Genomic DNA, 26,083 nt, shown 5'->3' with positions numbered 1-26,083 from the left:
ATACGGCTTCCCGCATTTCCTGCTACTTTCTCAATTCCGCTCCAAAAGTTTGTTCCAGAGACGTAACGACAGGAGTATGCGCCGCATTGATCTCTTCATCCGTCAACGTATGTTCCCAGTGACGATAGGTCAGAGAGATAGCTACGCTCTTCTTATCTTCACCAAGCTTACTGCCTGTAAATACATCAAACACTCGTGCATCCTGCAACAGCTCTCCGCCTGCAGCGTGAATAACACGAAGCAGTTCGCCTGCCTCAACGTCTTTATTGACCACGAGGGCAATGTCACGTTCCACGGATGGGAAGCGAGCCAGCTCTCTGAACTGAATATGAGAGTTTGCGTGTTCAATGACCTGTTGCAACGCAATTTCTGCAACATACGTATCGTTCAGCCCATAAGATTGTTGGAGCTCCGGATGAATCTGCCCAAGGGTACCGATCCGTTGAGAGCTTCCATTCACATCCAGCCATACCGAAGCGGAACGGCCCGGGTGGTAGCTTTGCGGTTGGTCAGCGACATAACGAATGCTGGCACTCAATCCGAAATAGTCAAACACCGTTTCAAGCGCGCCTTTAATATCAAAGAAATCAACCTTTTCAGCACCAATATTCCATTGTTTTTCACGGCGTACCCCAGTCAACAACAGACTCAGCACTTGAATTTCCTGCGGCTGGCGGGTTAATGTTTGTTCCTCTGTATAAAATACTGTTCCCATCTCGAAAATCGCCAGATTGTCTTGCTTCCGGTTCATGTTATACACCGCTGTATCCAGCATCTGCGGAATGATACTCGTACGCAAAACACTACGGTCTTCGCTCATAGGCATAGCCAAACGTACCGGATGGCTGCCTTCTGTCAGGGCATTAAATAACCCCGTACTTTGCGGATGTACAAACGAGTAGCTGATCGTCTCCTGCCAGCCACCATGAGCCAGCAATCTGCGCAGGGAGCGGCGCAATGATTGTGATGCTGTCAAAGCTCCCGGAGTTGTAGGACCTTCAATCGGCGTGGTCGGGATATTGTCGTAACCATACAGACGAGCAACCTCTTCGATTAAGTCCACGTCAATGGTGATATCTCCACGGCGTGTAGGAACTTGAACTTCCAGTACCCCTTGCTCTGCGTCGCCACATCCGAAATGAAGTCTACCGAAAATCGTTTTCACCTCAAGCAGCGACAGTTCGGTTCCCAAATATCGGTTTATTTTATCTAGCGACAGCTTGATAATGCGGTTTTCAGCTTTTGCAGACGCAGATTCTACGATGCCCTGGTGTACAGTGCCTCCTGCATAACGCTGAATCAGCGCAGCTGCACGATTCACAGCAGGCACAACAGCGCCTGGATCAACCTCTTTTTCAAAACGCAGACTTGCTTCTGAACGCAGTCCAAGTTGACGAGACGTTTTGCGAACTGTACCGCCGTCAAACTTCGCAGATTCCAGCGCAATGCTGACCGTCGCATCCGTAACCTCGGAGTTGGCTCCACCCATCACGCCTGCCAATGCTATTGGTTTCACACCGTCTGTAATCAGCAGCATATGCGGCTCCAGCTTACGCTCCTGATCATCAAGTGTAATCAATGTTTCGCCTGCACGAGCGAGTCGAACTTCAATATTTCCATTTTCCAGCTTATCCGCATCAAAAGCATGCAACGGCTGACCGTATTCCAGCATGACGTAGTTCGTAATATCTACGATGTTGTTGATCGGACGAACACCTGCCGCCATCAGACGGTTTTGAATCCATAATGGGGAAGCCCCCACTTTTACACCTGTAATATAACGGGCCGCGTAGTGCGTACACAGTTCAGGAGTATCTACCTTCACAGACAGATGATCTGCCGCTGCATCGCTAATTTCCACCAGATCCTTAGCCGGATCAGCCAGAGAAATATCACGTCCCAGAATCGCACTCACTTCATATGCTGCTCCGTGCATGCTCAGGCAATCCGAACGATTGGGTGTCAGATCAAAATCCAGCACCTGATCATCCAGCGCCAGCAGCTTCGTAATTGGCATACCAATTTCAGCATCCTCAGGCAGCACCAAAATACCTTCTTGCAATTCCTTTGGAAGCAGCTTGTCATTCATGCCCAGTTCTTTGGCCGAGCAGATCATACCCATGGATACTACACCACGCAGCTTGGCCTTTTTAATGTGGAAATCTCCCGGCAACTTGGCACCTACAACTGCAACAGGAACCTTTTGACCTGCATCCACGTTTTTGGCACCGCACACGATTTGCAGATCTTCCTCCTGACCTGCATCGACAATACATACATTCAGCTTATCAGCATCAGGATGCTTTTCCTTGCTTTTAACATAGCCGACAACGACGCCAGTAATCCCTTGATTGCGCTGCTCGACCTCATCAATTTCTATGCCCGAACGGGTGATTTTCTCTGCCAGATCCTCCGCGCTTACCTGATCCAGCGATACATACTCGGACAGCCACTCGAATGATACTTTCATATGGGTTCACTTCCCTTGATATAGTTGTTTATTGACGCGCAAACTGTTTCAGGAACGACAGGTCACTGTTATAAAAATGACGAATATCATCGATACCGTATTTCAATATAGCAATCCGCTCTACACCCATACCGAATGCAAAGCCGCTGTACACCTCGGGATCAAAACCGCCCATCTCTAGCACTTTCGGATGGACCATGCCACAGCCCAAAATTTCAATCCACACGCGTTCGCCATTTTTCTTCACAAAAGTTACGTCTACTTCAGCACTCGGCTCTGTGAACGGAAAGAAGCTTGGGCGCAAACGGATTTCGGTCGATTCTCCGAACATTTCGCGTGCAAATTGAAGTAAGGTTCCTTTCAAATCACTCATGCGAATGTCTTTTCCAATGACAAGCCCTTCAATCTGGTGGAATTGAAAAGAATGTGTTGCATCGTCATCATCACGTCGGAAAACCGTACCCGGACAGATAACCTTAATAGGTGTTTCGCCCTTCATCGCTTCCATCGCGCGAATCTGAACTGGTGACGTATGGGTACGCATCAACAGATCCTCAGTCAGGTAAAATGAATCCTGCATATCGCGTGCGGGGTGATTTTTAGGCAGGTTCAATGCTTCGAAGTTATAATAATCCGTCTCAGCCTGTGGACCCTCAGCCACTCGATATCCCATGCCTGTAAAAATATCCTCGATTTGCTCAATCACTTTGTTGAGTGGGTGCAGTCCGCCTTGCGGCAGTGTGCGTCCAGGTAGCGTAACATCGATCTTTTCCGCTTGCAGACGCTCATTCGTTTCCGCTTTCGTGAACTCGTCTTGCTTACGGTTAACGACTTCTTCAATCGCCTCCCGCACCTCATTGGCTACCTGTCCAACAACCGGACGCTCTTCCGCGCTCAGCTTGCCCATACCGCGCAAAATTTCAGTCAATGCGCCCTTTTTTCCCGAGTATTTGACCCGTAGATCAGCCAGCTCCTTAGGTGTTGCCACCTTCTCCAATACTTCCAGTGCTTCTTCCTTCAAGGCCAGCAAATGTTCCTTCATTTGGATGGTTTCGCTCATCGCCTGTTCAGTCCCCTTTCTTCATATCCAGCTTTTCAGACAACAAAAAAAGGTCTTTCCTCCCGGTAAGGGACGAAAAGACCGTGGTACCACCCTCGTTAGACAATAAGCTTAGCTCACCCGGCGTTTTGCCTTACGGCAACATAGTTACAGGTGATTGTTCATGCTATGCATCATCGTCTCGCTCTGCACGTTATAACGGTCGTGAACCGGTATCCCCTACTTGCACATTCGCCATTCACATGGCGCCTGAGGTTCAAGGAACTGCTCCGGAGCGAACTTCAACAGCCCAGTATTTGCAGAAACGCTCTCAATCCTACGACGCTTCCTCCCTGTTCAATCGGACACTGTCTACTCTTCTCCATCAAGACATTTTCAAAAATTCGAACTATTGTTCATTATTATATGCAAACTACCGCGCTTTGGCAAGCAGGGCATACGTTTCAACCCTTTAGATATCGAGATCATCCAACCGCTCCAGATTTGCACGAATGCGCCTGATTTCGCTCAACAACTTTTCATTTTCGTCATTCGTGCCTGTCATTCCCATCAACTCTGTAAGACGCAATTGTAATCGAAGACGTTCCTCACGCCGTTCCTGATCTTCTGGCTCCCGTTGACGGCTCCGTTCATCTTCTTGCTTTTCGTCGGCTGTCCCCTCATAGATTTCATATCTGCCCCCCGGCTTCATATTGAGTAACCGAGTTGCCGTGCTCCTCACCAGCTCCCGATCATGTGAGACGAGCACCAGTGCTCCATCATAGTTACGCAAAGAATCCTCTACAATTTCACGGGTTTCAATGTCAAAATAATTCGTCGGTTCATCCAGCACCAGCAGATTGGCTCCACTAAAGTACAGACGCAGAAAAGCTACCCTGCATTTTTCTCCCATACTAAGTGTCCCGATCCTTTTAAACACGTCCTCTTTCGCAAAAAGAAAGCAGCCCAACACTGTTCTCGCTTCTGTTTGGGTCATCGTCGGAAGCGCAAGCAGACTGTCCAGCAACGTTTGATCCTCTGGGAGCTGCTCCAGCTCCTGTGAAAAATATCCGATGTTCAACTGTGGGTTGGCTGTGATTTTTCCTGTCTGCGGCTCCAGTTGACCTGTTAATAACCGAAGCAGTGTGGTTTTACCAATTCCATTGGGCCCCCGAACAGCCAGACGGTCTCCACGTGCAACGATCAGATTTAGATTTTTCACAATGATACGGTCGTCGTAGCTAAAGTCAACCTGCTCAGCACGCAGCAAATATTTTGCCTGAAACCCGCTGTCACTTAATTTCATGTGCAAAGACGGAGCTTCACGTGGTTGTTCTACCCTGTTAGCCTCCAGTCGCTCCAGTTCTTTTTCTTTCGCATGATAACGGGAGATATTTTTTTTAGCCTTGGCCTTATAGAAGCTCTGTGTAATAGCCACTTCGACTTTGGATGCGCTACGATGTGCCTGGTGAAACCATTCCCTGTAATTTCGAATCGTTTCCTCCAGTGCCTGTTTCGCCAGCTCCTGCTTTCGATAGCTGGCTTCCTGCTCTCGCAGTTCCCGCTCCTTTTGCGCTTTATATTCCTTATAGCCGCCTTTATAGCGTCCAATACCTGTCGATGCAAGCTCAACTATACTCGTAGCCACTCGATCCAAAAAGGCTCTGTCATGCGATACAAACAGCAGCGTTCCCGGATACGTGAACAGCCACTGCTCCAGCCAAAGCAAGCTTTCGGCATCCAAATGGTTGGTCGGCTCATCCAGCACCAGCAGCTTCGGCTGCCTGACCATCAGTCCGGCTAACCGCACTCTCGTCTTCTGTCCGCCACTCAGGTCACCATAAGCAATGGACCACGTCTGGGCAGGCATTCCCATTCGAGTGAGCGCCTTTTCCACCTCAGACTCCCAGGCAAAGCCTTGCAGGCGTTCGTATTCATCCATCAGCTCGCCGTAACGCTCCAAATGATGCTCCATATCCTTCCCAGCATCGGCTAGGTCAGCTTCCAGCTGTCCCAACGCTTGCTTGAGGAGCCAATGCCGAGGGCTGGCCTGCTGTGCGGCCTCCAGTGCGGTTCGAGACCCATCCACCGTATCCTGCTGCTTCAGCCAGCCCCGCTCTTCCAGTGGCAAATCATGCTCTACTTGACCAGAGGTTGGCGCTTCATCTCCCAGCAATATTCGTAATAGCGTCGTTTTACCTGCTCCATTTCTTCCAAACAGTGCGAGCCGTTCTCCTTCCATCACATCCAACGACACATTCTCAAATAAAGATGTCCCGTTCCAATCCTTTACTACATTGCGAATACGCAAAATCGTTCTCATACCGATCATCCTTTCCCAGCCCGGTTTTTTGACCCCGGAAGCAATAAAAAAAGCCGCAGAAGGCTGCGGCTTGCATACAAGGAATATAGAATGACTGTTATGAATCGTTTCAGAACATACGCTTATGAAAAATAACACCGTAAACGAATAAGCCAAATCCCGTTCCGGAATAAACGCATACGTCCCTACATTCATTTTCAGACACACTTCTCCCGTTGCAGCTTACAGCCGCCTGCCAGTAACTGTGCAGTTAAGTGGGAAAATCAGTGTGCTTACTTCATCGGACGTATGGTTACCTTCCTTTTCATGGGATAATCACTTGCGGTTAGTATAGCAGATCACAACACATTTGCAAATAACCCTCGTTATTTTCCAAATACCAAAGTTGTATTCGACGAGCCTGCATATTTCGTTACAAACTCTTTAGTATATTCAGGAGTCTGAACTTGATAGCTATAGTTCTTGCTTGGATTCCAGTTGGTTACACGCGATTTTTGGTTGTTGATGGTGGGAAAACTCCCTACATCTTTAAACTCGCCATTGCCTTTATCATCAAGAATACCGCCCTTTTCACTACCTTTTCCAAAGTAGTTGTACTCAGAATAGATTCTTGCATTCGTAGCAATGGTATAAGCAAGCTGAAAATTATTAATATAATTATTTTTAACATGGAAATATCCATATCTCATGAGTCCTGGACCACGTACAAGTAAGTTTTCAAAATAATTATTAGCGATCGTGATATGGGGCATGCCATCATAATTTTTATTGCCATCATCAGGATATCCCAAAATGAGACCATATTTATGATTAGCAAATTTGGAGTTACTAATGGTTACATAATCAGCCGATTGGCCTATGTACAAAAGTTTGTCCAGATCCGAGCCATTTGCATTATAACTGTGACCTGCAAACGTAACATGATCAATCCAATAATTTGTGCCCGCAGTAAGATAAAGTTGGATGTCATCGTTACCGTTAATGTTGGCACTGTGCTCAAAAGTTAAATTTTGAAAGATCACATTTCCCGAATTATTTGTTGTTTTCAAATGAATGTTAACCAGTTTGTTTTGCGCATAAGAACCAATGAGCGATTTGTTAGTACCAATGTTGACCACGGTTTTAGAGGAGGCAGAGATATTTTTTTCGATGACCAGAATTTTAGGAGTTGAATCCCCTAACTGGTTTTTCAAATCGTTTAGATTATTGATATAGATAATCTGACCGCCTTTTCCCCCTGTTGTGGCAGGCTTAGTAGCTCCATTTTCACTTTTAGCCTGTCCGGCAAAACCAGTCATTCCATTCGTCGACGTATTCGGAAAATCAGCAGCGGCGAACGTAGAACTTGCAGGGAAAGTAAGCAGCACCAAAGTTAATGCTAAAAACAGAAAAGAAATTTTCCTCATTGCAACTACACCATCCTTTTTTAAGTTAAATCCCAACAATGCGACTATACTTATTTTTTAGTAAATGGTAAATAGTTCTTTTTATCTGTTTATATAGCATATAAGCTAAATATTTTATATTTTATTTTGTGTGGCAATGTAAAAATAGTTCGTAAGAACGCAAAAAGCCGTGATACCCCATTGGCACCCCGGCTATAATGTATTTATCTACTCCAAACAAAACTCCAAACAAAACAAAAACCCTTGCGTCACAAGGGTTTCGAACTTCTTAAAATAGTAAGCGGGTGATGGGAATCGAACCCACGCTATCAGCTTGGAAGGCTGAAGTTCTACCATTGAACTACACCCGCATTTTATAATATCTCGATTCTTATGTATGGCACGCTTAACCTATCGTCAACCAGCTGAATCAGGATGTTATTTAGTATAACTTACCTTTCAGCAAAATGCAAGCATACTACATACTATCCTGAGCCAGCCAATTCATAGGTTCACGTAAAAACAATTTTTCAAAGATTTCTGCCGGAATGGGGCGACTAAAGTAATACCCCTGACCCTCATGACAATCTTGTGCCTGCAAAAAATGAAGCTGCTCCTCATTCTCTACCCCTTCAGCCGTAACCTTCAGCTTCAAATGGTGAGCCATGGAGGCAATAGTAGATACAATTGCTGCATTTTTGCTGTCGACCAGTACCTCATTTACAAAGGAACGATCAATTTTTAGACGATCAATCGGGAGATTCTTCAAATAATGCAATGAGCTATAGCCAGTTCCAAAATCATCAATACTGATTGCGACACCAATAGCCTTTATTTTTTTTAACTGTTCAAAGGCTCGATCCTTATCAAAGGTCATACTCTCGGTAATCTCCAGCTCTAGATAGCGTGCTTCAAGTTCCGTATAGGTCAAAATGCCCCGAATTACATCCACCAGCTTTTTTTGCTGAAATTGGCGCATGGATAAATTGACCGAAATCGGGATTGGTGGGTACCCAAGCTCCTGCCAATGCTTATTTTGCAGACAGGCCTCCCGTAACACCCATTCCCCCAAGGGCACAATTAAACCACTTTCTTCAGCCACCGGAATAAAATCGCCTGGCATCACCATCCCACGATGAGGATGATTCCAACGCACCAGCGCCTCCAAACTCGTTAGCTCGCCACTTTGCAGGTGGACACGAGGTTGATACACCAATGAAAATTCCACATTTTCAAGCGCTCGCCGCAGATCATTTTCCAGCTGGAGTCTTTCATGCGCTCGCATCTGCATCGAACTAGCATACCGCTGAAAATTCACTCCCTGCTCTTTAGCACTATGTACAGCCGTATCCGCCTGCTGAATAAGCTGTTCACTCTGATTCGCATCCAACGGGTACAAAGCTATACCAACGCTCACCGTCACATGATAAGACTCACCATCAATATCGAAAGGCAGATCGAACAGCTTCACCATATCATCAATACGACTTCTCATAGCATCTGTATCTTCGTATCCCGTTAGAAGAAAGGCAAATTCATCTCCGCCCATGCTAAAGACAGCTTCCCCTTCATGGCTAAAATGCCCCAAGCGTTCGCCTACTGCATACAGCAAATAATTTCCTGCCATATGTCCAAGCGAATCATTAATCGCCTTGAAACGATCAATATTTAGAACTAAAAGCGCTACTGTCTCATCCGATTTCAATGATTTGCGCAATATTTTATCTAAACGTTGGGAAAGGCGGCGACGATTGGGGAGTCCTGTTATATCATCATTATAAGCAATGTGATTAAACTCAGATTCGGCTGCCTGTTTTTCACGATAAGGAACCAGAACCATCAACCGGACCAGCCCGCTCAACATGTTATAGAATGCTATCGCGTTGGTCAAAAGTCCCAATAGGTGATTAATATCGCTCATTTGCTCAGAAAATAAATAGAACAACTGACTCACAACACACAATCCAATTCCACGAACCATAAGCAACATGCCTAACTCCGCCGGGCGGACTTTCCGATATTTTCGCACCCCGAAAATAAAAGTGAGCACAAGCAGTAACATGACAGCCAGATTTAACGTCCAGCCCAGGTTGCCTATTTCGTATCGTATACGTAGATCCGGTAAGCCTGCACCAAATGTCTTAATAACTCCTAGAATCAGCAAAGTGCAGCCTATCCCTGCCCACAAAGCCACTGTCTTGTATTCAGACTTCGTCTTGCTAAACGGGAGGAAACAAACACATAAGAGCAAGACAGAAGTAAAGGCACGATTTACAAATAGCAGCCATAACGAAATGCCCGGAGACAAAGCAAAGTCCGTCAGGCTTACGAAACTAAACGAAACAATATGAACAAGGTAAAGCAGACCAGCCACTAAAAACGTCGGGGCAATAAGAAGTCTCTGCAAGGATAACTGTTCCAGTAAAACGGACCAGGATTGATAAAAAATAGAAAAACAAATCGCAGCACAGGCAAACCCTATGATCGGATATAACAAGAAAAAAACATTATGGGAGTATATCTTATTCAAAGTTACGTGAAATAACTGAACCAAGACAAACAAAACTATCGCAGCAATGCCGATACCTATCGTTTTTTTTACTTCCAGCCGTATACTCATTCAGCCTCTTCAGCCCCCTGCATATCGGAGATTCCGATCATCTAAGACGTTTGACAGCTTTGGAAGCCGTTGTTTAAGTCTATAGTATCAAAAATAATGTTGTATTCTGGTATATAATAGCATTTAATCTGTGAAAGGTGAATCATTTTTTTGTCTTAAATTCATGAATTCATTTTCGCATTTACGCAAATAACCGAGCTTACAGCACCAAAAAAGCGCATCATCTTGTCAGATTATGCGCTTCAGATAACCTTTTCCAAAAAGGTGATACCTATACCCCAACGCTGCACAACATAAAAGAAATAGTATGTACAGGACCCCTCTGCGAAAACCTCTCTATATTAAACTACAGGAAGCGTGATTTTGAATTGTGTGCCACTTCCATGTTTACTGTCTACATGTATGAAACCTCCGTGATTTTTGATAATTCGATAGCTCACAGCCAATCCCAATCCGGTTCCACTTTCTTTTGTTGTAAAAAAAGGATCAAATAAACGCGTCAATGTATTGTGATCCATACCTAATCCGTTATCTTCAATACAAATGTGGACATAATTGCCCTCAAGCACTGTATGAATATCGATGCAGCCCTCTCGTTCCCCACCCATGCTTTCAATGGCATCCATTGCATTTTTAATCATATTGAGAATAACCTGCTTAATCTGCTTCACATCAATGGAAACCTTCATGAGCTCATCATTTTCGTCCAATGCAATCTGGCAACCCTTCATCAATGCTTCACTTTCTGTCAGCATCACTACTTCTTTCAGCAGCCCCATCACAGATACAGCCGTTTTTTGCGGAGCCGAAGGCTTGGACGAATTTAAGAACTCATAAATAATGTCGTTCGCACGATCAATTTCTGTTAATATAATGCGGGCATACTCATCCCTGCCCAACTCCACCAAATGCGGTCGAAGCAATTGAATAAAGCCCCGGATTGCGGTAAGCGGGTTACGAATTTCATGAGCAATAGAGGCCGAGATGCGTCCCAGCATCGCCAGCTTATCGTTTTGATATGCTGTCTGCTCAATCTGCTTATAATCCGACACATCCTTGACGCTAAACAAAAAATCGCCATCCATCTGATCACCATAGGTTACTGTTATCAACCAATGCCGACCATACTCATCAATTAACTCATGATAGCGCTTTCTATGAAAGATAGTTTCTTTATAAATCCGCATGATTTTCTTCTTCTTAAACCGGCTTAACTCAGGATGATGCAAAATTTGCATCAAATTGCGACCTGCTAGCGAACTCCGTGGTAGCTCCAGCAATTTCGCCATTTGCACGTTAATAAAGGTCAGTACCCCGTCACTGTCAAACAGCATGATACCACTATCCAGGTTCTCCAGCACATTTTCATACTTGTTATTGGCGATCTGTGTGGAAGGACAAGCTCCCACGGTATCAAGCAAGGCTTCTTGGAATTCACTGATCATGCCAGGCTTCCCCCTTGTTTCGGAATGACAAACTGGCCGTATCGGACGCGTAATAATCTTGAAGAAAAGAAAGGCATCTATCGACTACCCTTCAATGGTGTAGAAAACAGTTACACAGAAATCCGACCATCTCTTTCCAATTCCAGTCTTATTTTATGATAGACAAGATTAAGGATCGCAGTCAATCGGAAAAAGTGTCGAATCCAAATTTTTATCCTGTTTTCTTTCGTCATAATATCTGCGCAACATTACCAAAATGAAAAATGAAGTTAGGAACAAGCGCCCTACACACCAAAGAAGCTCTCCAGAATTGAGAGCTTCTTTGGTGTGTAGGATGTCAACTGCCGCTCTTATTATGTTGAAGCCGGGATCGTCTTTGGCTCATAACGGCCAGTCTTCTCTTAAGCTCTCCCTGCCATTTTTCATCATTCATCTGTTTGGCTACCATCAATAAATCCAGGGATATGTCAATTTGACGCTTCACAATTTCAAACGCATCTTCACTTTCACGATTCACACAATTTTCAAATATCGTATCATCGTCTTCCATGACATAATCCTGAAAATCAATCTCGCTTGCCCCATCTCCATGTGCATATTCAGCCAAGATTTCATACTCATTTTCGACTTTATAATGAACTTCAATGCGACGACATACCGGGCAAAACAGCAAAGGAACATTATGAACTTGGGTGCGGTAATGCTTCAGCGTTCCCTTGGTTCCTACCATGCTTGCTCCACAGCAATAACTCATCCGGGCTCAGCCTCCTCTGAACAAAACCTGTTCTGCCTTGCTTATCTTCTACAATACCTTATTCGCTTTCGTCAGGCAAAATTCCTCCAGAACACAACAACATTTCCATAATTATTTGTTACCTCACTCTGCGTTGCCTCATTAAACAGGCTGTCCTCACATTTTCCGCTGCACAGAGCAGGCAAGCAAGCCCCCAATAACGGTAGAGTAACCGCTAGTTGGGGGCTTGTTTGTTTAATTAATTTCAACTTGTGAAGCTTATATTACAGATTTTGATCGCCTGGTTTCCAGTTCATTGGGCACAAGCCACCGGATTGCAAAGCTTGCAGTACACGCAATGTTTCTTCTACACTGCGACCTACATCGTTGTGGTTAACCACTTGATATTTCAATTCGCCTTCTGGATCAATGATGAACAAGCCGCGCAATGCAACGCCTTCTTCTTCGATCAGAACGCCATAATCGCTTGCTGTTTTCTTCGTGATGTCAGAAGCCAATGGGAAGTTCAGTTTGCCTAGACCGTTGTTTTCTTTAGCTGTGTTGATCCATGCTTTGTGACTGTGCACGGAGTCTACACTGATACCCAGAATTTCAGTATCCAGCTCTTTGAATTGGTCAGCAGCATTGCTCAATGCTGTAATTTCCGTAGGGCACACAAAAGTGAAATCCAGTGGATAGAAGAAAAATACGAGCCACTTGCCACGGTAATCGGAAAGCTTCACCGAACCAAATTCTTGACCGTCTCCAGTCACTGTTTCCAATGCAAAATCAGGGGCGGGTCTTCCTACCAATCTTTCTGCCATAATATGAAATCCTCCTTTAAAATATGTAAGAAAAACACCAAATGTGCTTTCCTCAATCATCTGTATTGTAATAAACAACAACTTACTTGATAAATGTTATCATTCGCTGAAATCAAAGTCAATATTGTAACCATTACTTTTTTATAATTATTTTAAACTAGCTTAAAAATTCACATTTTATTCACATTTTGAACCTTTGAATATACAAATAGCTCCTGATTGCTCAGGAGCTACTGTGCTAAACATTTGCCAAAAAGCTAGACTGTATAACCTTACTATATAATAGGAAGCTTTTTTTCAGAACGGGTGCATTTACGGAGCTTTTAGCGAATAGCTGCAGCGATCAGATCACCCATTTGAGTTGTCGAGATTGCTTGAGATTTATCCACCGCAATATCCGCCGTACGGTGCCCTGCATCCAGTACCTCAGCTACGGCTTTCTCAATGGCATCTGCTGCTTTCTCGTACCCGAAGGTAAGACGGAACATCAAAGCAACGGACAAAATCGTTGCAATGGGATTCGCCAGGCCTTGACCTGCAATGTCAGGCGCCGAGCCATGTACCGGCTCGTATAGGCCGAAGCTGCCTTCTCCCAGTGATGCGGAGGAGAGCATGCCGATGGATCCAGTCAGCATAGCCGCTTCGTCACTGAGAATGTCACCAAACATATTTTCCGTCACGATGACGTCGAAGCTAGATGGACGACGCAGCAATTGCATGGCGCAGTTATCAACCAATACATGCTCCAGCTCGACATCCGGGTAGTCTACAGCAACCCGGTTCACTACTTCACGCCATAAACGGGAAGTTTCCAGTACATTAGCCTTATCCACCGATGCAAGTTTTTTGCGACGTTTTTGTGCAATTTCGAAAGATTGGCGCACGATACGCTCTACTTCTGTTACATTATATGCGCAAGTATCAACTGCTTCCTCACCCTGAGGACTTTCTCGTCTGAACTTCTCGCCGAAATAAATGCCGCCCGTCAGTTCGCGCACCACGATCAGGTCCGTTCCTTCCAACACTTCCGGTTTCAATGTAGACGCGTCCTTGAGACAGTCAAAGACGACAGCAGGACGAAGATTCGAAAACAGACCGAGCTCTTTGCGAATGCCCAGCAGCCCGGTTTCAGGACGAAGTTCCTTTGGATTGTTATCCCATTGTGGCCCTCCTACCGCACCCAGCAGAACAGCATCTGCAGACTGACATACTGCCAGTGTTTCTTCCGGTAATGGTGTGCCCTTCTTATCAATGGCAATCCCGCCGAACAGCGCATGCTCCGTTTCAAATGAAAAGCCGAATACTTCTTCCGTACGTTTCAAAATTTTCTCTGCCTCTGCGACCACTTCAGGTCCAATTCCATCTCCCGCTATTACCGCAATCTTTTTAACGTCTGCCATCACGTACACTCCTCTTGTTATACAGCCATACAACCGTATTTTTCATACCTTCTTTGTAACATATATGGCAGGGCTTTGACCAAGATATAGAATCTATCAATTCAATAGGCACAGCCTATAAGCTGGTTTTTTCATCAGAAAAAAAGAAAACAGGACCGGAAAAACCCGACCCTGTAAACCCAACTCTTAAGTCTGCATAAAAACTAAGATTTATAATCTACGCGATTACTGTAGTTTTTACGCTTGTCGATTAAACCATTCAGCGCATCCACGTAAGCCCGAGCACTTGCTTCCAGAATATCGGTGCTTACCCCGCGTCCCTGTACAGACAGTTCGTTTTGCGTCAGCACTACATGGACTTCACCCAGAGCGTCCTTACCATGGGTAACAGACTTGATGGAGTAATCTGAAAGTACAACGCTCTCACCGCTGGCTTGATCAATCGCATTATAGATCGCATCGACTGAACCATTTCCTTCAGCTTCTGTCTCAATAACCTGATCTTCATCGTTAACCAGACGCACTTGTGCGGAAGGCGTAGCCTTATTCCCGTAGGTAACAAAAATCGTTTCCAGCTTGAAGACTTCAGGTGCATCAGCCAATTTTTCTTCCAGCAATGCCAAAATATCATCGTCCGAAACTTCCTTTTTCTTATCAGCCAAATCCTTGAACTGCCCAAAAGCGCGATTCAGATCTTCTTCGTTCAATTCGTAGCCCAACTCGATCAAACGCTCACGAAAAGCATGACGACCTGAGTGCTTACCAAGTACCAGCTTGCTTTCTTTTAGACCGATACTTTCTGGTGTCATGATTTCATAAGTCGTTTTCTCTTTCAGCATGCCGTCTTGATGAATACCTGATTCGTGCGCAAAAGCGTTGGCTCCAACAATTGCCTTGTTGCCCGGCACTACCATCCCCGTCAAACGGCTAACCAAACGGCTCGTGCGCGCAATTTCAGACAATTGAAGAGACGTTTTGGCCTGGAAAAATTCCTGTCTCGTCTCCAGTGCCATGGCGATTTCCTCAATGGCCGTGTTTCCAGCACGTTCACCGATACCGTTAATGGTTCCCTCGATCTGATCCGCGCCGTTCAGGATGGCAGCAAGTGTATTAGCAGTAGCCATTCCCAGGTCATTGTGGCAATGTGCACTCAATTGAATCTTCTCCACATCGATTACATTTTCCTTAATATGTTTGAATATATTTCCATACTCATAGGGTGTCAAGTAACCTACCGTATCTGGAATATTGACGACAGAAGCTCCTTCTTGTACAGCCATGGTGACCATTTCAACCACAAAATCAAGCTCTGTACGGCCTGCATCTTCCAAGGAAAACTCCACTTTAGGCAAATATTTCAACCCATAGCGTATGGCAGCACGAGCAGTTTCCAAAACCTGTGCCTTCTCCATCCGCAGCTTATGTTGACGGTGAATAGGAGAGGTTGCCAAAAAAATATGGATACACGGGTCCTGAGCTCCCTTGAGTGCCTCGCGAACTGCATCAATATCCTGTTCCCTTGCACGCGAAAGACCAATCACCGTCGAATTTTTTACAGCTTTTGCTACTGCATTAACAGCTGCCAGATCACCCGGAGAAGCAGCCGGGAACCCAGCCTCCATACGATCAATTCCCAGCTTCTCCAACTGATGAGCGATCTCCACTTTTTCACGAGTATTCAAGTTCACGCCAGGTGACTGTTCTCCGTCTCTCAACGTTGTGTCAAATATATATATTTTGCGCAACCTAACGCACCTCCTCAGGATTAGGACCCTTAAATTACAATGCGGCTCACGCAATAAGCAGGGCCGCATTGTAATTAATATTTATAAATAATGCATGTAGTCGAATTCATAGTACAAAAGATTATTACTTTTTGATCCAATGCATCATTTCACGCAATTGTCCGCCCACCACTTCAATCGGATGGTTAGCTTCATTACGACGAGTAGCCGTCAAGAATGCACGTCCAGATTGATTTTCAAGGATGAAGTCACGAGCAAATTTACCTTGTTGAATGTCAGTCAACACATCCTTCATGGCTTTCTTCGTATCTTCCGTTACCACACGTGGTCCAGTTACATAATCGCCATATTCCGCTGTATTACTGATGGAATCACGCATCGTTGCCAATCCACCTTCATACATCAAGTCAACGATCAGCTTAAGCTCATGCAAACATTCAAAGTATGCCATCTCAGGAGCATAACCTGCTTCAGTCAATGTTTCAAAGCCCGCTTTTACAAGTGCGCTCACGCCGCCACACAATACCGCCTGCTCACCGAACAGATCCGTCTCCGTTTCTTCACGGAAGGAGGTTTCAATTACGCCCGCACGTGTACAGCCAATGCCTTTTGCGTAAGCAAGTCCGATTTCTTTGGCCTGACCCGTTGCGTCCTGCTCAATTGCGATCAGCCCCGGTACTCCAAACCCTTCTACATAAGTACGACGTACCATATGTCCTGGGGATTTTGGAGCAACCAGCAATACATCGCTATCTTTAGGAGCTACGATTTGTCCAAAATGAACGTTAAAACCATGGGAGAACAAAAGAGCTGCGCCTTTTTTCAGGTTAGGTTCAATTTCATTTTTGTACACAGAAGCTTGAGTTTCATCAGGTAACAAAATTTGAACCACATCTGCACGGCTTGTTGCATCAGCTACGTTCAGAACTTCAAAACCGTCGTTTCTTGCGACATCAGCCGATTTGCCTTCACGCAAACCAATAACAACATTCACACCACTGTCACGCAAGTTTTGTGCTTGAGCATGCCCTTGGCTACCGTAACCAATAACGGCCACTGTCTTTCCTTTCAATACGCTGAGTTCTGCATCTTTTTCGTAGTACGTTGTAACTGCCATGGTTAATTTCCTCCTTTTAATTGGACCCTTCATAATGAGCGGGTACTCCAAGAGACTTTCCCTCGTGATTAGCATCTAAAAATCTCTTCGAGTCCCCGCTCTTATGCGGGCGGTTCTTTATTGATGTAATGCGCTATAAGCGGTAATTCGTTAAAGCTCCATATTAAGCATTGCCACGTATCATAGCTGTAACCCCGGTTCGAGTCAACTCCCGAATACCGTAAGGCTTCAACAACTCGATCATGGCATCAATTTTTTCTGTATCGCCAATGACCTGTACAATCAAACTCGTCGTTCCAACATCAATTACAGCTGCTCTGAATGTTTCTACCACGCCCATAATCTCTGGCCGTTGAGGCGGTTCTGCCTTTACCTTTATCATCGCCAATTCCCGGGCTACCATTGGTTTGGAACTGAGATCGATGACCTTGATCACATCAACCAGCTTGTAAAGCTGCTTTTCAATCTGCTCTAGGTTGTTCTCATCCCCTACAGTCACAATGACCATACGGGATAATCCAACTTCTTCCGATTGTCCCACAGTTATGCTCTCAATGTTAAAGCCGCGGCGACCGAACAGGCCGGACACACGTTGCAAAACGCCGGGTTGATCATTTACCAGTACAGCAATGGTATTTTTTGTTGTCATTTTACTCGTCCCCCATCAGCATTTGATCAATTGTCGAACCTTGCGTCACCATTGGATATACGTTCTCTTCCTTGCTGACTACAAACTCGACAACGACCGGTCCGGGTGTATCAAGCGCCTCCTGCCAAGCCCGACGTGCCTCTTCCTTATTCGTAGCACGCAGCCCTTTGACACCGTATGCTTCGGCAAGTTTCACAAAATCCGGACTTCCCGCCAGGTCAATGTGACTATACCGATTGTTATAGATCAATTCCTGCCATTGGCGAACCATTCCAAGCACCTGGTTGTTGATAATTACGATTTTAACCGGAATGTTATTGATTGCACAGATGGCTAATTCCTGCGAACACATCTGCATACCGCCGTCCCCGTTAATCGATATTACCAATCTGTCGGGATTGGCCATTTGAGCACCGATTGCAGAAGGGAAACCAAATCCCATCGTACCGAGTCCACCAGAGGTGACCCATGAGCGTGGCTGATTGAATTTGTAATACTGCGCTGCCCACATTTGATGCTGTCCCACGTCTGTCGTTACGATTGCACCACCCTTGGTCGTTTCATCCAACAACTCAACAACCCATTGTGGTTTAAGCACCGTTTCAGAATCCTTATAAGAATAAGGTTTCTCATTCTTCCAATGCTGAATTTGCGCTCTCCATGCATCTGCCAGGTCCGCACGTTTCACATCCTGATTCAGCAATTCCAGCACTGCCTTCACGTCACCCACGATAGGAATATCCGCTGCAACATTTTTTCCAATTTCAGCAGGATCGATATCAATGTGGACGATTTTAGCTTGAGGAGCAAACCCATCCAACTTGCCTGTTACCCGATCATCGAAGCGGGCTCCGATACAGATCAACAGATCTGACTGTTGAATCGCCTGATTGGAGGTGTATGTTCCATGCATCCCCGGCATCCCCGTCCACAGTTCATGTCCACTTGGGAAACCACCCAATCCGAGCAATGTTGTCGTGATAGGAATTTCCGTTTTACGAACAAACTCGTAAAGTGCTTCATGTCCACCGGAGTATACAACTCCTCCACCTGCCAGAATGAATGGACGTTCTGCTTCGGAAATAGCTTGAGTTAGCTTGTCTAGTTGAATTTTGTTGGGCAACACTTTCGGGTTATAACCCCGCATGGTCACAGGTTCCGTTTGTGGGACAAACAACGTCTGGGCTGCAGAAATATCCTTCGGAATATCAATCAGTACCGGTCCCTTGCGCCCTGTGTTGGCAATATGAAATGCCTCATGGATGATTCGCGGTAGATCCTCTACATCTCTTACCAGATAGCTATGTTTCGTAATCGGCATTGTAATTCCCGTAATATCGGCTTCCTGGAAAGCATCCGTACCGATCAGGGAAGATACAACGTTACCCGTGATGACCACCAACGGCACCGAATCCATAAAAGCCGTCGCAATACCAGTTACCAGGTTTGTCGCTCCAGGTCCGGAAGTCGCAATACAGACGCCCACTTTACCGCTCGCCCGTGCATAACCATCTGCCGCATGAATAGCTCCTTGTTCGTGACGAGTGAGGACATGCTTGAAATCCTTAAAGCCATACATGGCATCATAGATATATAACACTGCACCACCAGGATATCCGAAGACACAATCTACTCCCTCCAGCAACAGGCTACGGAGTAAAATTTCCGAACCTGTAATCACTTCAGGCTTCATCCACTTTTCACGTAATTCATTGGTTGACCTAACTTCAGGAATTTGTGCACTCATTGGTCATCCTCCTTTACAAAATTTACATACATCTGACATTTGTAAAAACAAAAAAACCTTTCATCCCTAGAACAGACTTGCTGTTACTGAGGGACGAAAGGCTGTAGCTTCCGTGGTACCACCCGTGTTTGCCCGATATTTCGCAATATCGAACCTTGGCAGGTACAGAAATCACAAAGGATCTCCATATCTGGCGTCTGTAACGTAGACCGTACGATTTTCCCTAATAGGTGATTCAGCGCACCGTTAATGTCATCGGGCCCAAATACTTTTCAGGAAAACAGCTCCAAGGTGAGCTCGTTAAAAAGGGATTTTGGTGAAGCTTGCAGCTAATGCCTCACTCTCTGAACAAAAGAGCCCTAATCACTTCGTCCTCTTCATTGCCGTTGAGTTCATGTCATTCTTTCAAATGTTTAGACACATTATATGTCTCCCATCTGGGATAGTCAATACCCATATTTCATAAAAATTTATGTTTCTTTTCTGAAGCACCTCCGAGTCGCACGCTTGTAAGAGGTACCCGCATATTATAAAAAAGACCACACGGTGAGACAGTACACTCCTCCAAAGCCACGTCTTATCTTGTTAAAAGGGTAGAAAAGGAGGCCCGTTTATGATTCGAAAACGCAGCTCTCAAGATGACAACATCATCTTTCGTCTAATCGAGCAAGAGCTTGTCCCCCTATCGCATTTAAGTGCCCAAGAAATGGAACAAATACGCAAAGAATTACCCCGGCGCTTAAACCGGGGCATCACTTTTGTAGCTTGCAGACCGGATAATGCACAGGTTGTTGGCTTCATTCATGTTATGCTGCATGGCGAACTATTATACATTGATTTGATCGCAATCTCTTCGGCTCATCAAGGTATGCGATACGGAAAAAAACTGCTTGAGCATGCCGAACACTACGGACGACTGCGTCGCTGCAAGTGGGCTAAAGTGATGGTGGATGAAGACAATATCAGGGGGATCCACTTTTATCTGCGTCATCAATATCAAATGCTGCGATACGTAGCTCTGAGCCGATGCCACGAACTCGAAAAGTTACTGTAAAAAGTATCTTTTTCGGGCTCAGGATTTTGTATGACTAAAATAAATTAGGGTAATACGGATATCCTACCCCGGGGTATCCGCCGTCTGTATACGGGCCTGGCTGCGGACCATATCCTGGTCCTCCATAGCCCGGACCGTAGCCACCATATCCCCCACCATAGGCACCAATGTATGGAGCTGTGCCGATGGCAAGCAAGTCAAACAGCACCAGAGGAATAATTGCCTTCGTGTTTACTTTTTTCTTGCGGTTTGGTTGAAGAACCAGTCGGTTACCCGAAATGCGAATCAGCTTGCCGCTGACCTGGGAACCATCTTTGCGAGTAGCAAAGATGACTTTGCCGACAAGCTTCTCCACCTGCTTTCTGGTTACTGCCTGTTTCATCGTATTTCCTCCTTCTTCTCAACGGATGGACAGATTGAACGGCTCCTTGATAGCTCATCACCACCACAAAATAGACCGGAGCTGACAGGGGCCGAGCGTCCCGTCCAATCTGCATAGCACAGTCTATTCCATTCATGCCAGTAGCGTATGTTTAAATGCCTGCACAATATAAAAAAATCTGATACCTGCATATGCAGATACCAGATTTTTTATACACCCATGTACATTTTGCAAAACATACAGCATCAGTTGTTTATAAGTTTAACGCTTGCTTGGATCATAAAGTTGACCCAAAGCGGCCGGAGCGCGTGAACGTCCGACAGCCGCTACCAGTACAATAATCGTCAGGAGATACGGCAACATAAAAATAATTTCCTGGGGAATACTTTGTGACCATGCGAACAGCTGCACATAGTTGCGAATGGCTTGTGAAAAACCAAAAAACACTGCTGCGCCAAAAGCACCGAGCGGATTCCATTTACCGAAAATCATAGCGGCAATAGCAATATATCCCTGCCCCGAAACTGTATTGTGTGAGAACATGTTGGTTGTAGTTAGAGTGATTGTAGCTCCACCAATCCCAGCCAACGCCCCACTAATCATCACACCAATATAACGAAGACGATTTACTTTAATTCCCACGGTATCGGCCGCTCCTGGATGCTCCCCAACGGAACGCAAACGCAAGCCAAACGGTGTTTTATACAAGGTGAAATATCCAATAATAACCAATAGAATGGCTAGATATGTCGTTGGGTAAGCTTGGAAAAAGGCTTTTCCTGCAATCGGGATATCCACAAGGTAAGGGATGGATATTTCGTTGAAACCCTGAATCCGACCAGTGTCACCATCACCCTCAAATAAAAGCTTGACCATATACAGTGTACTACCTGCTGCCAGAAAATTAATAACTATACCACTTATTACCTGATCAGCTTTAAAGGTAATAGAGGCTACAGCATGAATTAGCGAAACCAGAATACCGAACACCGCAGCTGACAGCACACCTACCCAAGCCGCAGAGGTGCCTCCTAGTCCAGCTTGCTCGGCATAAAATCCGCCAACACCCGCTGCAAACGCTCCAAATACCATAAGTCCTTCCAACCCGAGGTTCGTCACACCGGATTTTTCTGAAAAAACTCCGCCGAGAGACGCAAAAATAATCGCCGTCGCAAAAACGAGCGTTGTATGGATTAATTCACCAAGTGTTAACCAACTCATTTTACAACACCTTCTCTTTCTTCCGCTTGGAGTAGAGCGGCTTCACAACCCAACGTACAATACCTTGGGCCGCAATGAAGAAAATAATAGAGCCGATGACAACCCGGATAATTTCGGGCGGTACATCTGCGCTAAAGCTCATCCCCGCAGAACCATACGTAAGCGTTCCGAACAAAACAGAACCAAGCAGCACACCAAATGGGTTATTCATCCCAATCAGAGCTACAGCGATACCGTCAAAACCCGTTCCCGGTGATCCTGCCATGACAGATTGATAATGGAATACTCCCAGCACTTCAAAGGCCCCTGCCAATCCGGCAAAAACTCCACTAATGAACATCGCTTTTATAATATTACGATTTACATTCATACCTGCATAACGGGATGCATCCTGATTAAATCCGACAGCCCGTAGCTCATAGCCCTGCTTTGTTTTCCACATGAAAATGTAGAAAAAGACTGCTGCCAGCACAGCAATAACCGTACCCCAATGTACCCGAGCATTCCCCATCATCTGGGACAGCCATTCGATGGAAATTGAAGCAGAAGGCTGAATATCCACAGAACGATTCTCACCTTCCATAAGTGCGAACTGATTGATCACCAAATTAGCCAAATACAGGCCGATCCAGTTCATCATAATACATGTAATAACTTCATTCACGCCTCGTTTGGCCTTCAAATAGCCAGCAATCGCAGCCCACAGGCCTCCGAAAACTGCGCCTGCAATCACAGCTAGCGGTGCATGAATGATAGCTGGCAGTCCGTGGAGTTTAATGCCCACAATCGAAGCAGCTGTCATACCTACCAGAAACTGACCTTCGCCACCAATATTAAACAATCCGGCGCGGGCCGCAAAAGCAAATGCCAACCCCGTCAAAATCAGCGGAGTCATCTCGCGGATAGCCTCTCCAAAGTTATAAGAATCTCCGTATACACGGCTAAACAAAGCAGAATAGGCCACAATAGGGTCATACCCGCCAATCAGCATCACGATAGCACCCAGAAGGAGACCCAAAATAATAGAGACCAGCGCCAGTACAAAGGAGTCTTTTGTGAATATTTTCAATAGATTAGCCATTCTCTACTCCTTTCTTCACTGCACTTCCTGCCATCATCAGTCCCAGTTCCTGGTCATTCGTTTCTTCTGGCAGCACTTCCCCGACAATCTTGCCCTCATAGATGACAGCAATTCGGTCGGATACATTCATAATCTCGTCCAGTTCAAAAGATATGAGCAATACAGCTTTACCTTGGTCCCTCTGCGCAATCAGTTGTTTCTGGACAAATTCAATAGCTCCAACATCCAAACCGCGTGTAGGCTGTGCTGCAATGAGAAGGTCCGGATTTTTATCAATTTCACGCGCAATGATAGCCTTCTGCTGGTTCCCACCAGATAATGCTCTTGCCTTCGTGTGAATATCCGGTGTTCTAACATCAAACTTTTCGATGAGACTTTTAGCCTGTTTCTCTATAGCATCTTTGTTCAAGAAGCCATTTTTACTGTAAGGCGCCTGGTAATACGTCTCCAGCACCATATTTTCACTCATAGAAAAATCGAGCACCAACCCATGCTTATGACGGTCCTCTGGTATATGTGAAACGCCTGCCTCTGAAATTTTGCGTGGTGACTGATTGGCCACCTCTTGTCCGAGCAAACGAATGCTCCCGCCATCCACCTTGCGTAAGCCTGTCAAAGCTTCGATCAGCTCACTCTGTCCATTACCATCTACTCCGGCAATCCCCAAAATCTCGCCCGCCTTGACCTGCAGGTTCAACTCATTTAGAACATGAATACCATCCTTGTTTTTAGAAATTACATTGTTCATTTCCAATACCGTTTGTCCTGGTTGCGCAAGCTGCTTGTCCACTTTAAAGGACACACGACGGCCCACCATTTTCTCAGCCAGCTCATTTGGTGTTGTTTCAGACGTCTTGACCGTATCAATAACCTGACCTCGGCGAATGATCGTAACGGTATCCGCAATTTGCATGATTTCTTTAAGTTTATGAGTAATAAGAATAATTGATTTGCCTTCAGCCACCAAACGTTTCATAATGTCCAGCAACTCAGTGATCTCCTGTGGTGTCAGTACAGCTGTAGGCTCATCGAAAATCAGAATATCTGCACCGCGATAAAGCGTTTTAATAATTTCTACACGTTGCTGCATACCCACAGATATATCCTCAATTTTGGCATTCGGATTCACCTGAAGGCCGTACTGCTCAGACAACCGCTGTACTTCTGCGGCAGCCTTTTTATAATTGATTTTCAGACCCTTACGTGGCTCCGAGCCCAGGACAATATTTTCGGTAACGGTAAACGGCTGTACGAGTTTAAAATGCTGATGCACCATGCCAATCCCCAGATCAATCGCCTTATTTGGACTATCAATCTGTACAGGTTTACCTCCGATTTCAATGGTCCCTTCATCCGGCTGATACAGTCCGAAAAGAATATTCATAAGCGTAGATTTACCCGCGCCATTCTCACCCAAAAGGGCATGAATTTCTCCCTTATGCAGCTTGATGCTGATGGAGTCGTTGGCAACGATGCCGGGGAATCGTTTTGTAATTTGCTTTAACTCAACGACGGGGGTCGCTGCATCCATGAGATCACCCTTATACACTTTATAGTATGTGCTCCAATGAGCTGATTTTGCCCGTTATAATCCATATAACTCCAGACGTAAGAACAAGGCTAGTCTTATGAACCAGCCTTGTCGCCACCTCTATATTCTTCAATCCAAAACTTATTTCGAAGGAACTGTAATTTCGCCCTTAATAATTTTTTGCTTGTATTGTTCTACAATATCAAGCACGTCTTTAGGTACGTTTTTCGTTGAAGTGTCTGCCAAACCAATGCCATTATCCTTCAGAGCCAGTGTTTCGACACCGCCCTTAAATTTACCGTCAATTACTTCTTTAGATACGCGTTTTACAGCTTCATCTACACGTTTTACCATCGAAGTCAATGTTACGTCGTCACCAAATTCAAGCGATTGGTCTTTATCCACACCAATAACCCATACTTGCTGACCTTGTTGCTTACGTGCGAGTGCTTCGTTAAATACACCTGTACCAGATCCGCCAGCTGCATGGAAAATAATATCTGCACCGCTGTTATAGATCGTCGCAGCCGCTGCTTTACCCAGATCCGGCTTATCAAATGCACCTGTGTAGTTAACTTCCAATTTTGCATTTGGATTTACAGCTTTAATTCCTGCTTCGAATCCTTTTTCAAAACGTTTGATCAACGGGCTATCTTGTCCACCCACAAAACCAATTTTGTTTGTTTTGGTAAGCTTACCAGCTACAACCCCCACCAAGAAGGAACCTTCATTTTCAGCAAAAACAACCGATTTTACGTTAGGCGCATCCACGACACTGTCAATGATCGCCAAATTCTTGCTCGGGTTGTCTTTCGCTACTTGTCCAATCGCATTCGCCAGATTAAAACCGATTCCCCAAGTCAGGTTAAAATCACCCTTAACAAATTGGTTCAGGTTAGGAATATAATCTTGATCAGATTTACTTTGCAGGTATTTAACTTTAACGCCTGATTCTTTCTCAGTGGCTTGTAGTGCCTCCCACGCAGATTGGTTAAACGATTTGTCGTTTACTCCACCCACATCTGTAACCATGCCGATTTGGACATTCGATGTTTTGGCAGAACCACCTGTGTCTCCACCATTTGCGTTGGACGCACCTTGATTTTTGTTACCGCAGCCTGCGAGAATGACCGAGATCGCCAGCAGCATAACCAAAGACATACTGAACATTTTCTTCATGCTGATACTGTTCCCCCTTAGTGTTAGATCCCTAGACTGTCTCTTTTCTTTGAACATGTACATGCTCATGCATGTCATTTACTGACGAGACAGATCGTACAGAAGACTTACTTTAGAGATTATACAATTATGATCGGC

Annotated in this window: 19 protein-coding genes and 1 tRNA gene; 1 reads left to right on the top strand and 19 read right to left on the bottom strand. The window is 45.3% G+C overall.

Annotated elements, in window-relative coordinates; all coding sequences use genetic code 11:
- Positions 1 to 22 precede the first annotated feature (22 nt).
- The 14 genes from pheT to ilvB all read right to left on the bottom strand — a co-directional run bounded on the left by pheT (position 23) and on the right by ilvB (position 19,497).
- Entirely contained in the window at positions 23 to 2,470 is a 2,448-nt protein-coding gene (pheT, locus tag MHH57_RS07375) for a phenylalanine--tRNA ligase subunit beta (protein WP_029516482.1), read from the bottom strand.
- A 28-nt stretch (positions 2,471 to 2,498) separates the two neighbouring features.
- Positions 2,499 to 3,530: a phenylalanine--tRNA ligase subunit alpha gene (gene pheS / locus MHH57_RS07370; protein ID WP_273041806.1), complete on the bottom strand. Its 1,032-nt coding sequence runs from the start codon at positions 3,528 to 3,530 to the stop codon at positions 2,499 to 2,501.
- Positions 3,531 to 3,981: 451 nt separating this feature from the next.
- The gene (abc-f, locus tag MHH57_RS07365; RefSeq protein WP_342435166.1) at positions 3,982 to 5,832 is read right to left on the bottom strand and encodes an ABC-F type ribosomal protection protein; all 1,851 of its coding nucleotides are present in this window, start codon (positions 5,830 to 5,832) and stop codon (positions 3,982 to 3,984) included.
- Between the two features lie 365 nt (positions 5,833 to 6,197).
- The gene (locus tag MHH57_RS07360) at positions 6,198 to 7,238 is read right to left on the bottom strand and encodes a pectate lyase (protein WP_318626829.1); all 1,041 of its coding nucleotides are present in this window, start codon (positions 7,236 to 7,238) and stop codon (positions 6,198 to 6,200) included.
- 279 nt (positions 7,239 to 7,517) lie between these two features.
- Positions 7,518 to 7,588, bottom strand: a tRNA-Gly gene (locus MHH57_RS07355).
- A gap of 107 nt (positions 7,589 to 7,695) precedes the next feature.
- Complete coding sequence (locus MHH57_RS07350; protein ID WP_340931740.1) at positions 7,696 to 9,837, bottom strand: EAL domain-containing protein; 2,142 nt, start codon at positions 9,835 to 9,837, stop codon at positions 7,696 to 7,698.
- Positions 9,838 to 10,178: 341 nt separating this feature from the next.
- Positions 10,179 to 11,282: an ATP-binding protein gene (locus MHH57_RS07345; RefSeq protein WP_039269745.1), complete on the bottom strand. Its 1,104-nt coding sequence runs from the start codon at positions 11,280 to 11,282 to the stop codon at positions 10,179 to 10,181.
- Between the two features lie 337 nt (positions 11,283 to 11,619).
- Positions 11,620 to 12,036: a hypothetical protein gene (locus MHH57_RS07340; RefSeq protein WP_029516478.1), complete on the bottom strand. Its 417-nt coding sequence runs from the start codon at positions 12,034 to 12,036 to the stop codon at positions 11,620 to 11,622.
- 263 nt (positions 12,037 to 12,299) lie between these two features.
- Positions 12,300 to 12,839, bottom strand: coding sequence for a peroxiredoxin (locus MHH57_RS07335; RefSeq protein ID WP_069012848.1), 540 nt, complete (start codon positions 12,837 to 12,839; stop codon positions 12,300 to 12,302).
- Positions 12,840 to 13,162: 323 nt separating this feature from the next.
- Positions 13,163 to 14,239: a 3-isopropylmalate dehydrogenase gene (gene leuB / locus MHH57_RS07330; RefSeq protein ID WP_029516477.1), complete on the bottom strand. Its 1,077-nt coding sequence runs from the start codon at positions 14,237 to 14,239 to the stop codon at positions 13,163 to 13,165.
- 203 nt (positions 14,240 to 14,442) lie between these two features.
- Positions 14,443 to 15,984, bottom strand: a complete 1,542-nt coding sequence (locus MHH57_RS07325) for a 2-isopropylmalate synthase (RefSeq protein WP_069012849.1) — start codon at positions 15,982 to 15,984, stop codon at positions 14,443 to 14,445.
- 124 nt (positions 15,985 to 16,108) lie between these two features.
- Positions 16,109 to 17,101, bottom strand: a complete 993-nt coding sequence (gene ilvC / locus MHH57_RS07320) for a ketol-acid reductoisomerase (protein ID WP_013309387.1) — start codon at positions 17,099 to 17,101, stop codon at positions 16,109 to 16,111.
- 163 nt (positions 17,102 to 17,264) lie between these two features.
- Complete coding sequence (ilvN, locus tag MHH57_RS07315; protein ID WP_023987760.1) at positions 17,265 to 17,750, bottom strand: acetolactate synthase small subunit; 486 nt, start codon at positions 17,748 to 17,750, stop codon at positions 17,265 to 17,267.
- Between the two features lies 1 nt (position 17,751).
- Positions 17,752 to 19,497 carry a biosynthetic-type acetolactate synthase large subunit gene (gene ilvB, locus MHH57_RS07310; protein WP_029516475.1) on the bottom strand — a complete coding sequence of 582 codons (1,746 nt, stop codon included), beginning with the start codon at positions 19,495 to 19,497 and terminating at the stop codon, positions 17,752 to 17,754.
- A 613-nt stretch (positions 19,498 to 20,110) separates the two neighbouring features.
- Between ilvB and MHH57_RS07305 the strand changes: the two genes are divergently transcribed.
- Positions 20,111 to 20,551, top strand: a complete 441-nt coding sequence (locus tag MHH57_RS07305) for a GNAT family N-acetyltransferase (protein ID WP_342434989.1) — start codon at positions 20,111 to 20,113, stop codon at positions 20,549 to 20,551.
- 34 nt (positions 20,552 to 20,585) lie between these two features.
- On the opposite strand, the gene MHH57_RS07300 is transcribed toward MHH57_RS07305, so the two are convergent.
- The 5 genes from MHH57_RS07300 to MHH57_RS07280 form a co-directional block, all read right to left on the bottom strand.
- On the bottom strand, positions 20,586 to 20,933 hold the full coding sequence (locus tag MHH57_RS07300; RefSeq protein WP_023987757.1) for a hypothetical protein: 348 nt from the start codon (positions 20,931 to 20,933) through the stop codon (positions 20,586 to 20,588).
- 261 nt (positions 20,934 to 21,194) lie between these two features.
- Entirely contained in the window at positions 21,195 to 22,154 is a 960-nt protein-coding gene (locus MHH57_RS07295) for an ABC transporter permease (RefSeq protein ID WP_010349245.1), read from the bottom strand.
- Between the two features lies 1 nt (position 22,155).
- Positions 22,156 to 23,235 (bottom strand): ABC transporter permease, encoded by a 1,080-nt coding sequence (locus MHH57_RS07290; protein WP_069012850.1) that lies wholly within the window; start codon positions 23,233 to 23,235, stop codon positions 22,156 to 22,158.
- Positions 23,228 to 24,766 (bottom strand): ABC transporter ATP-binding protein, encoded by a 1,539-nt coding sequence (locus MHH57_RS07285; protein ID WP_029516472.1) that lies wholly within the window; start codon positions 24,764 to 24,766, stop codon positions 23,228 to 23,230. Before MHH57_RS07285 ends, MHH57_RS07290 begins: the two co-directional genes overlap by 8 nt.
- Positions 24,767 to 24,907: 141 nt before the next feature.
- Entirely contained in the window at positions 24,908 to 25,945 is a 1,038-nt protein-coding gene (locus tag MHH57_RS07280) for a BMP family protein (protein WP_165145041.1), read from the bottom strand.
- Between the last annotated feature and the right edge of the window lie 138 nt (positions 25,946 to 26,083).

This window comes from Paenibacillus sp. FSL H7-0442 (genome assembly GCF_038593105.1).
Taxonomy (GTDB): domain Bacteria; phylum Bacillota; class Bacilli; order Paenibacillales; family Paenibacillaceae; genus Paenibacillus; species Paenibacillus polymyxa_D.
The sequence above is the reverse complement of the archived record's forward strand: the minus strand, read 5'-3'. Positions and strand labels throughout refer to the sequence as shown.

Bases quoted from the DNA above. Each gene is read 5' to 3' on its own strand.
- pheT (WP_029516482.1), bottom strand. From the start codon at position 2,470: ATGAAAGTATCATTCGAGTGGCTGTCCGAGTATGTATCGCTGGATCAG.
- pheS (WP_273041806.1), bottom strand. From the start codon at position 3,530: ATGAGCGAAACCATCCAAATGAAGGAACATTTGCTGGCCTTGAAGGAA.
- abc-f (WP_342435166.1), bottom strand. From the start codon at position 5,832: ATGAGAACGATTTTGCGTATTCGCAATGTAGTAAAGGATTGGAACGGG.
- MHH57_RS07360 (WP_318626829.1), bottom strand. From the start codon at position 7,238: ATGAGGAAAATTTCTTTTCTGTTTTTAGCATTAACTTTGGTGCTGCTT.
- MHH57_RS07350 (WP_340931740.1), bottom strand. From the start codon at position 9,837: ATGAGTATACGGCTGGAAGTAAAAAAAACGATAGGTATCGGCATTGCT.
- MHH57_RS07345 (WP_039269745.1), bottom strand. From the start codon at position 11,282: ATGATCAGTGAATTCCAAGAAGCCTTGCTTGATACCGTGGGAGCTTGT.
- MHH57_RS07340 (WP_029516478.1), bottom strand. From the start codon at position 12,036: ATGAGTTATTGCTGTGGAGCAAGCATGGTAGGAACCAAGGGAACGCTG.
- MHH57_RS07335 (WP_069012848.1), bottom strand. From the start codon at position 12,839: ATGGCAGAAAGATTGGTAGGAAGACCCGCCCCTGATTTTGCATTGGAA.
- leuB (WP_029516477.1), bottom strand. From the start codon at position 14,239: ATGGCAGACGTTAAAAAGATTGCGGTAATAGCGGGAGATGGAATTGGA.
- ilvC (WP_013309387.1), bottom strand. From the start codon at position 17,101: ATGGCAGTTACAACGTACTACGAAAAAGATGCAGAACTCAGCGTATTG.
- ilvN (WP_023987760.1), bottom strand. From the start codon at position 17,750: ATGACAACAAAAAATACCATTGCTGTACTGGTAAATGATCAACCCGGC.
- ilvB (WP_029516475.1), bottom strand. From the start codon at position 19,497: ATGAGTGCACAAATTCCTGAAGTTAGGTCAACCAATGAATTACGTGAA.
- MHH57_RS07305 (WP_342434989.1), top strand. From the start codon at position 20,111: ATGATTCGAAAACGCAGCTCTCAAGATGACAACATCATCTTTCGTCTA.
- MHH57_RS07300 (WP_023987757.1), bottom strand. From the start codon at position 20,933: ATGAAACAGGCAGTAACCAGAAAGCAGGTGGAGAAGCTTGTCGGCAAA.
- MHH57_RS07295 (WP_010349245.1), bottom strand. From the start codon at position 22,154: ATGAGTTGGTTAACACTTGGTGAATTAATCCATACAACGCTCGTTTTT.
- MHH57_RS07290 (WP_069012850.1), bottom strand. From the start codon at position 23,235: ATGGCTAATCTATTGAAAATATTCACAAAAGACTCCTTTGTACTGGCG.
- MHH57_RS07285 (WP_029516472.1), bottom strand. From the start codon at position 24,766: ATGGATGCAGCGACCCCCGTCGTTGAGTTAAAGCAAATTACAAAACGA.
- MHH57_RS07280 (WP_165145041.1), bottom strand. From the start codon at position 25,945: ATGAAGAAAATGTTCAGTATGTCTTTGGTTATGCTGCTGGCGATCTCG.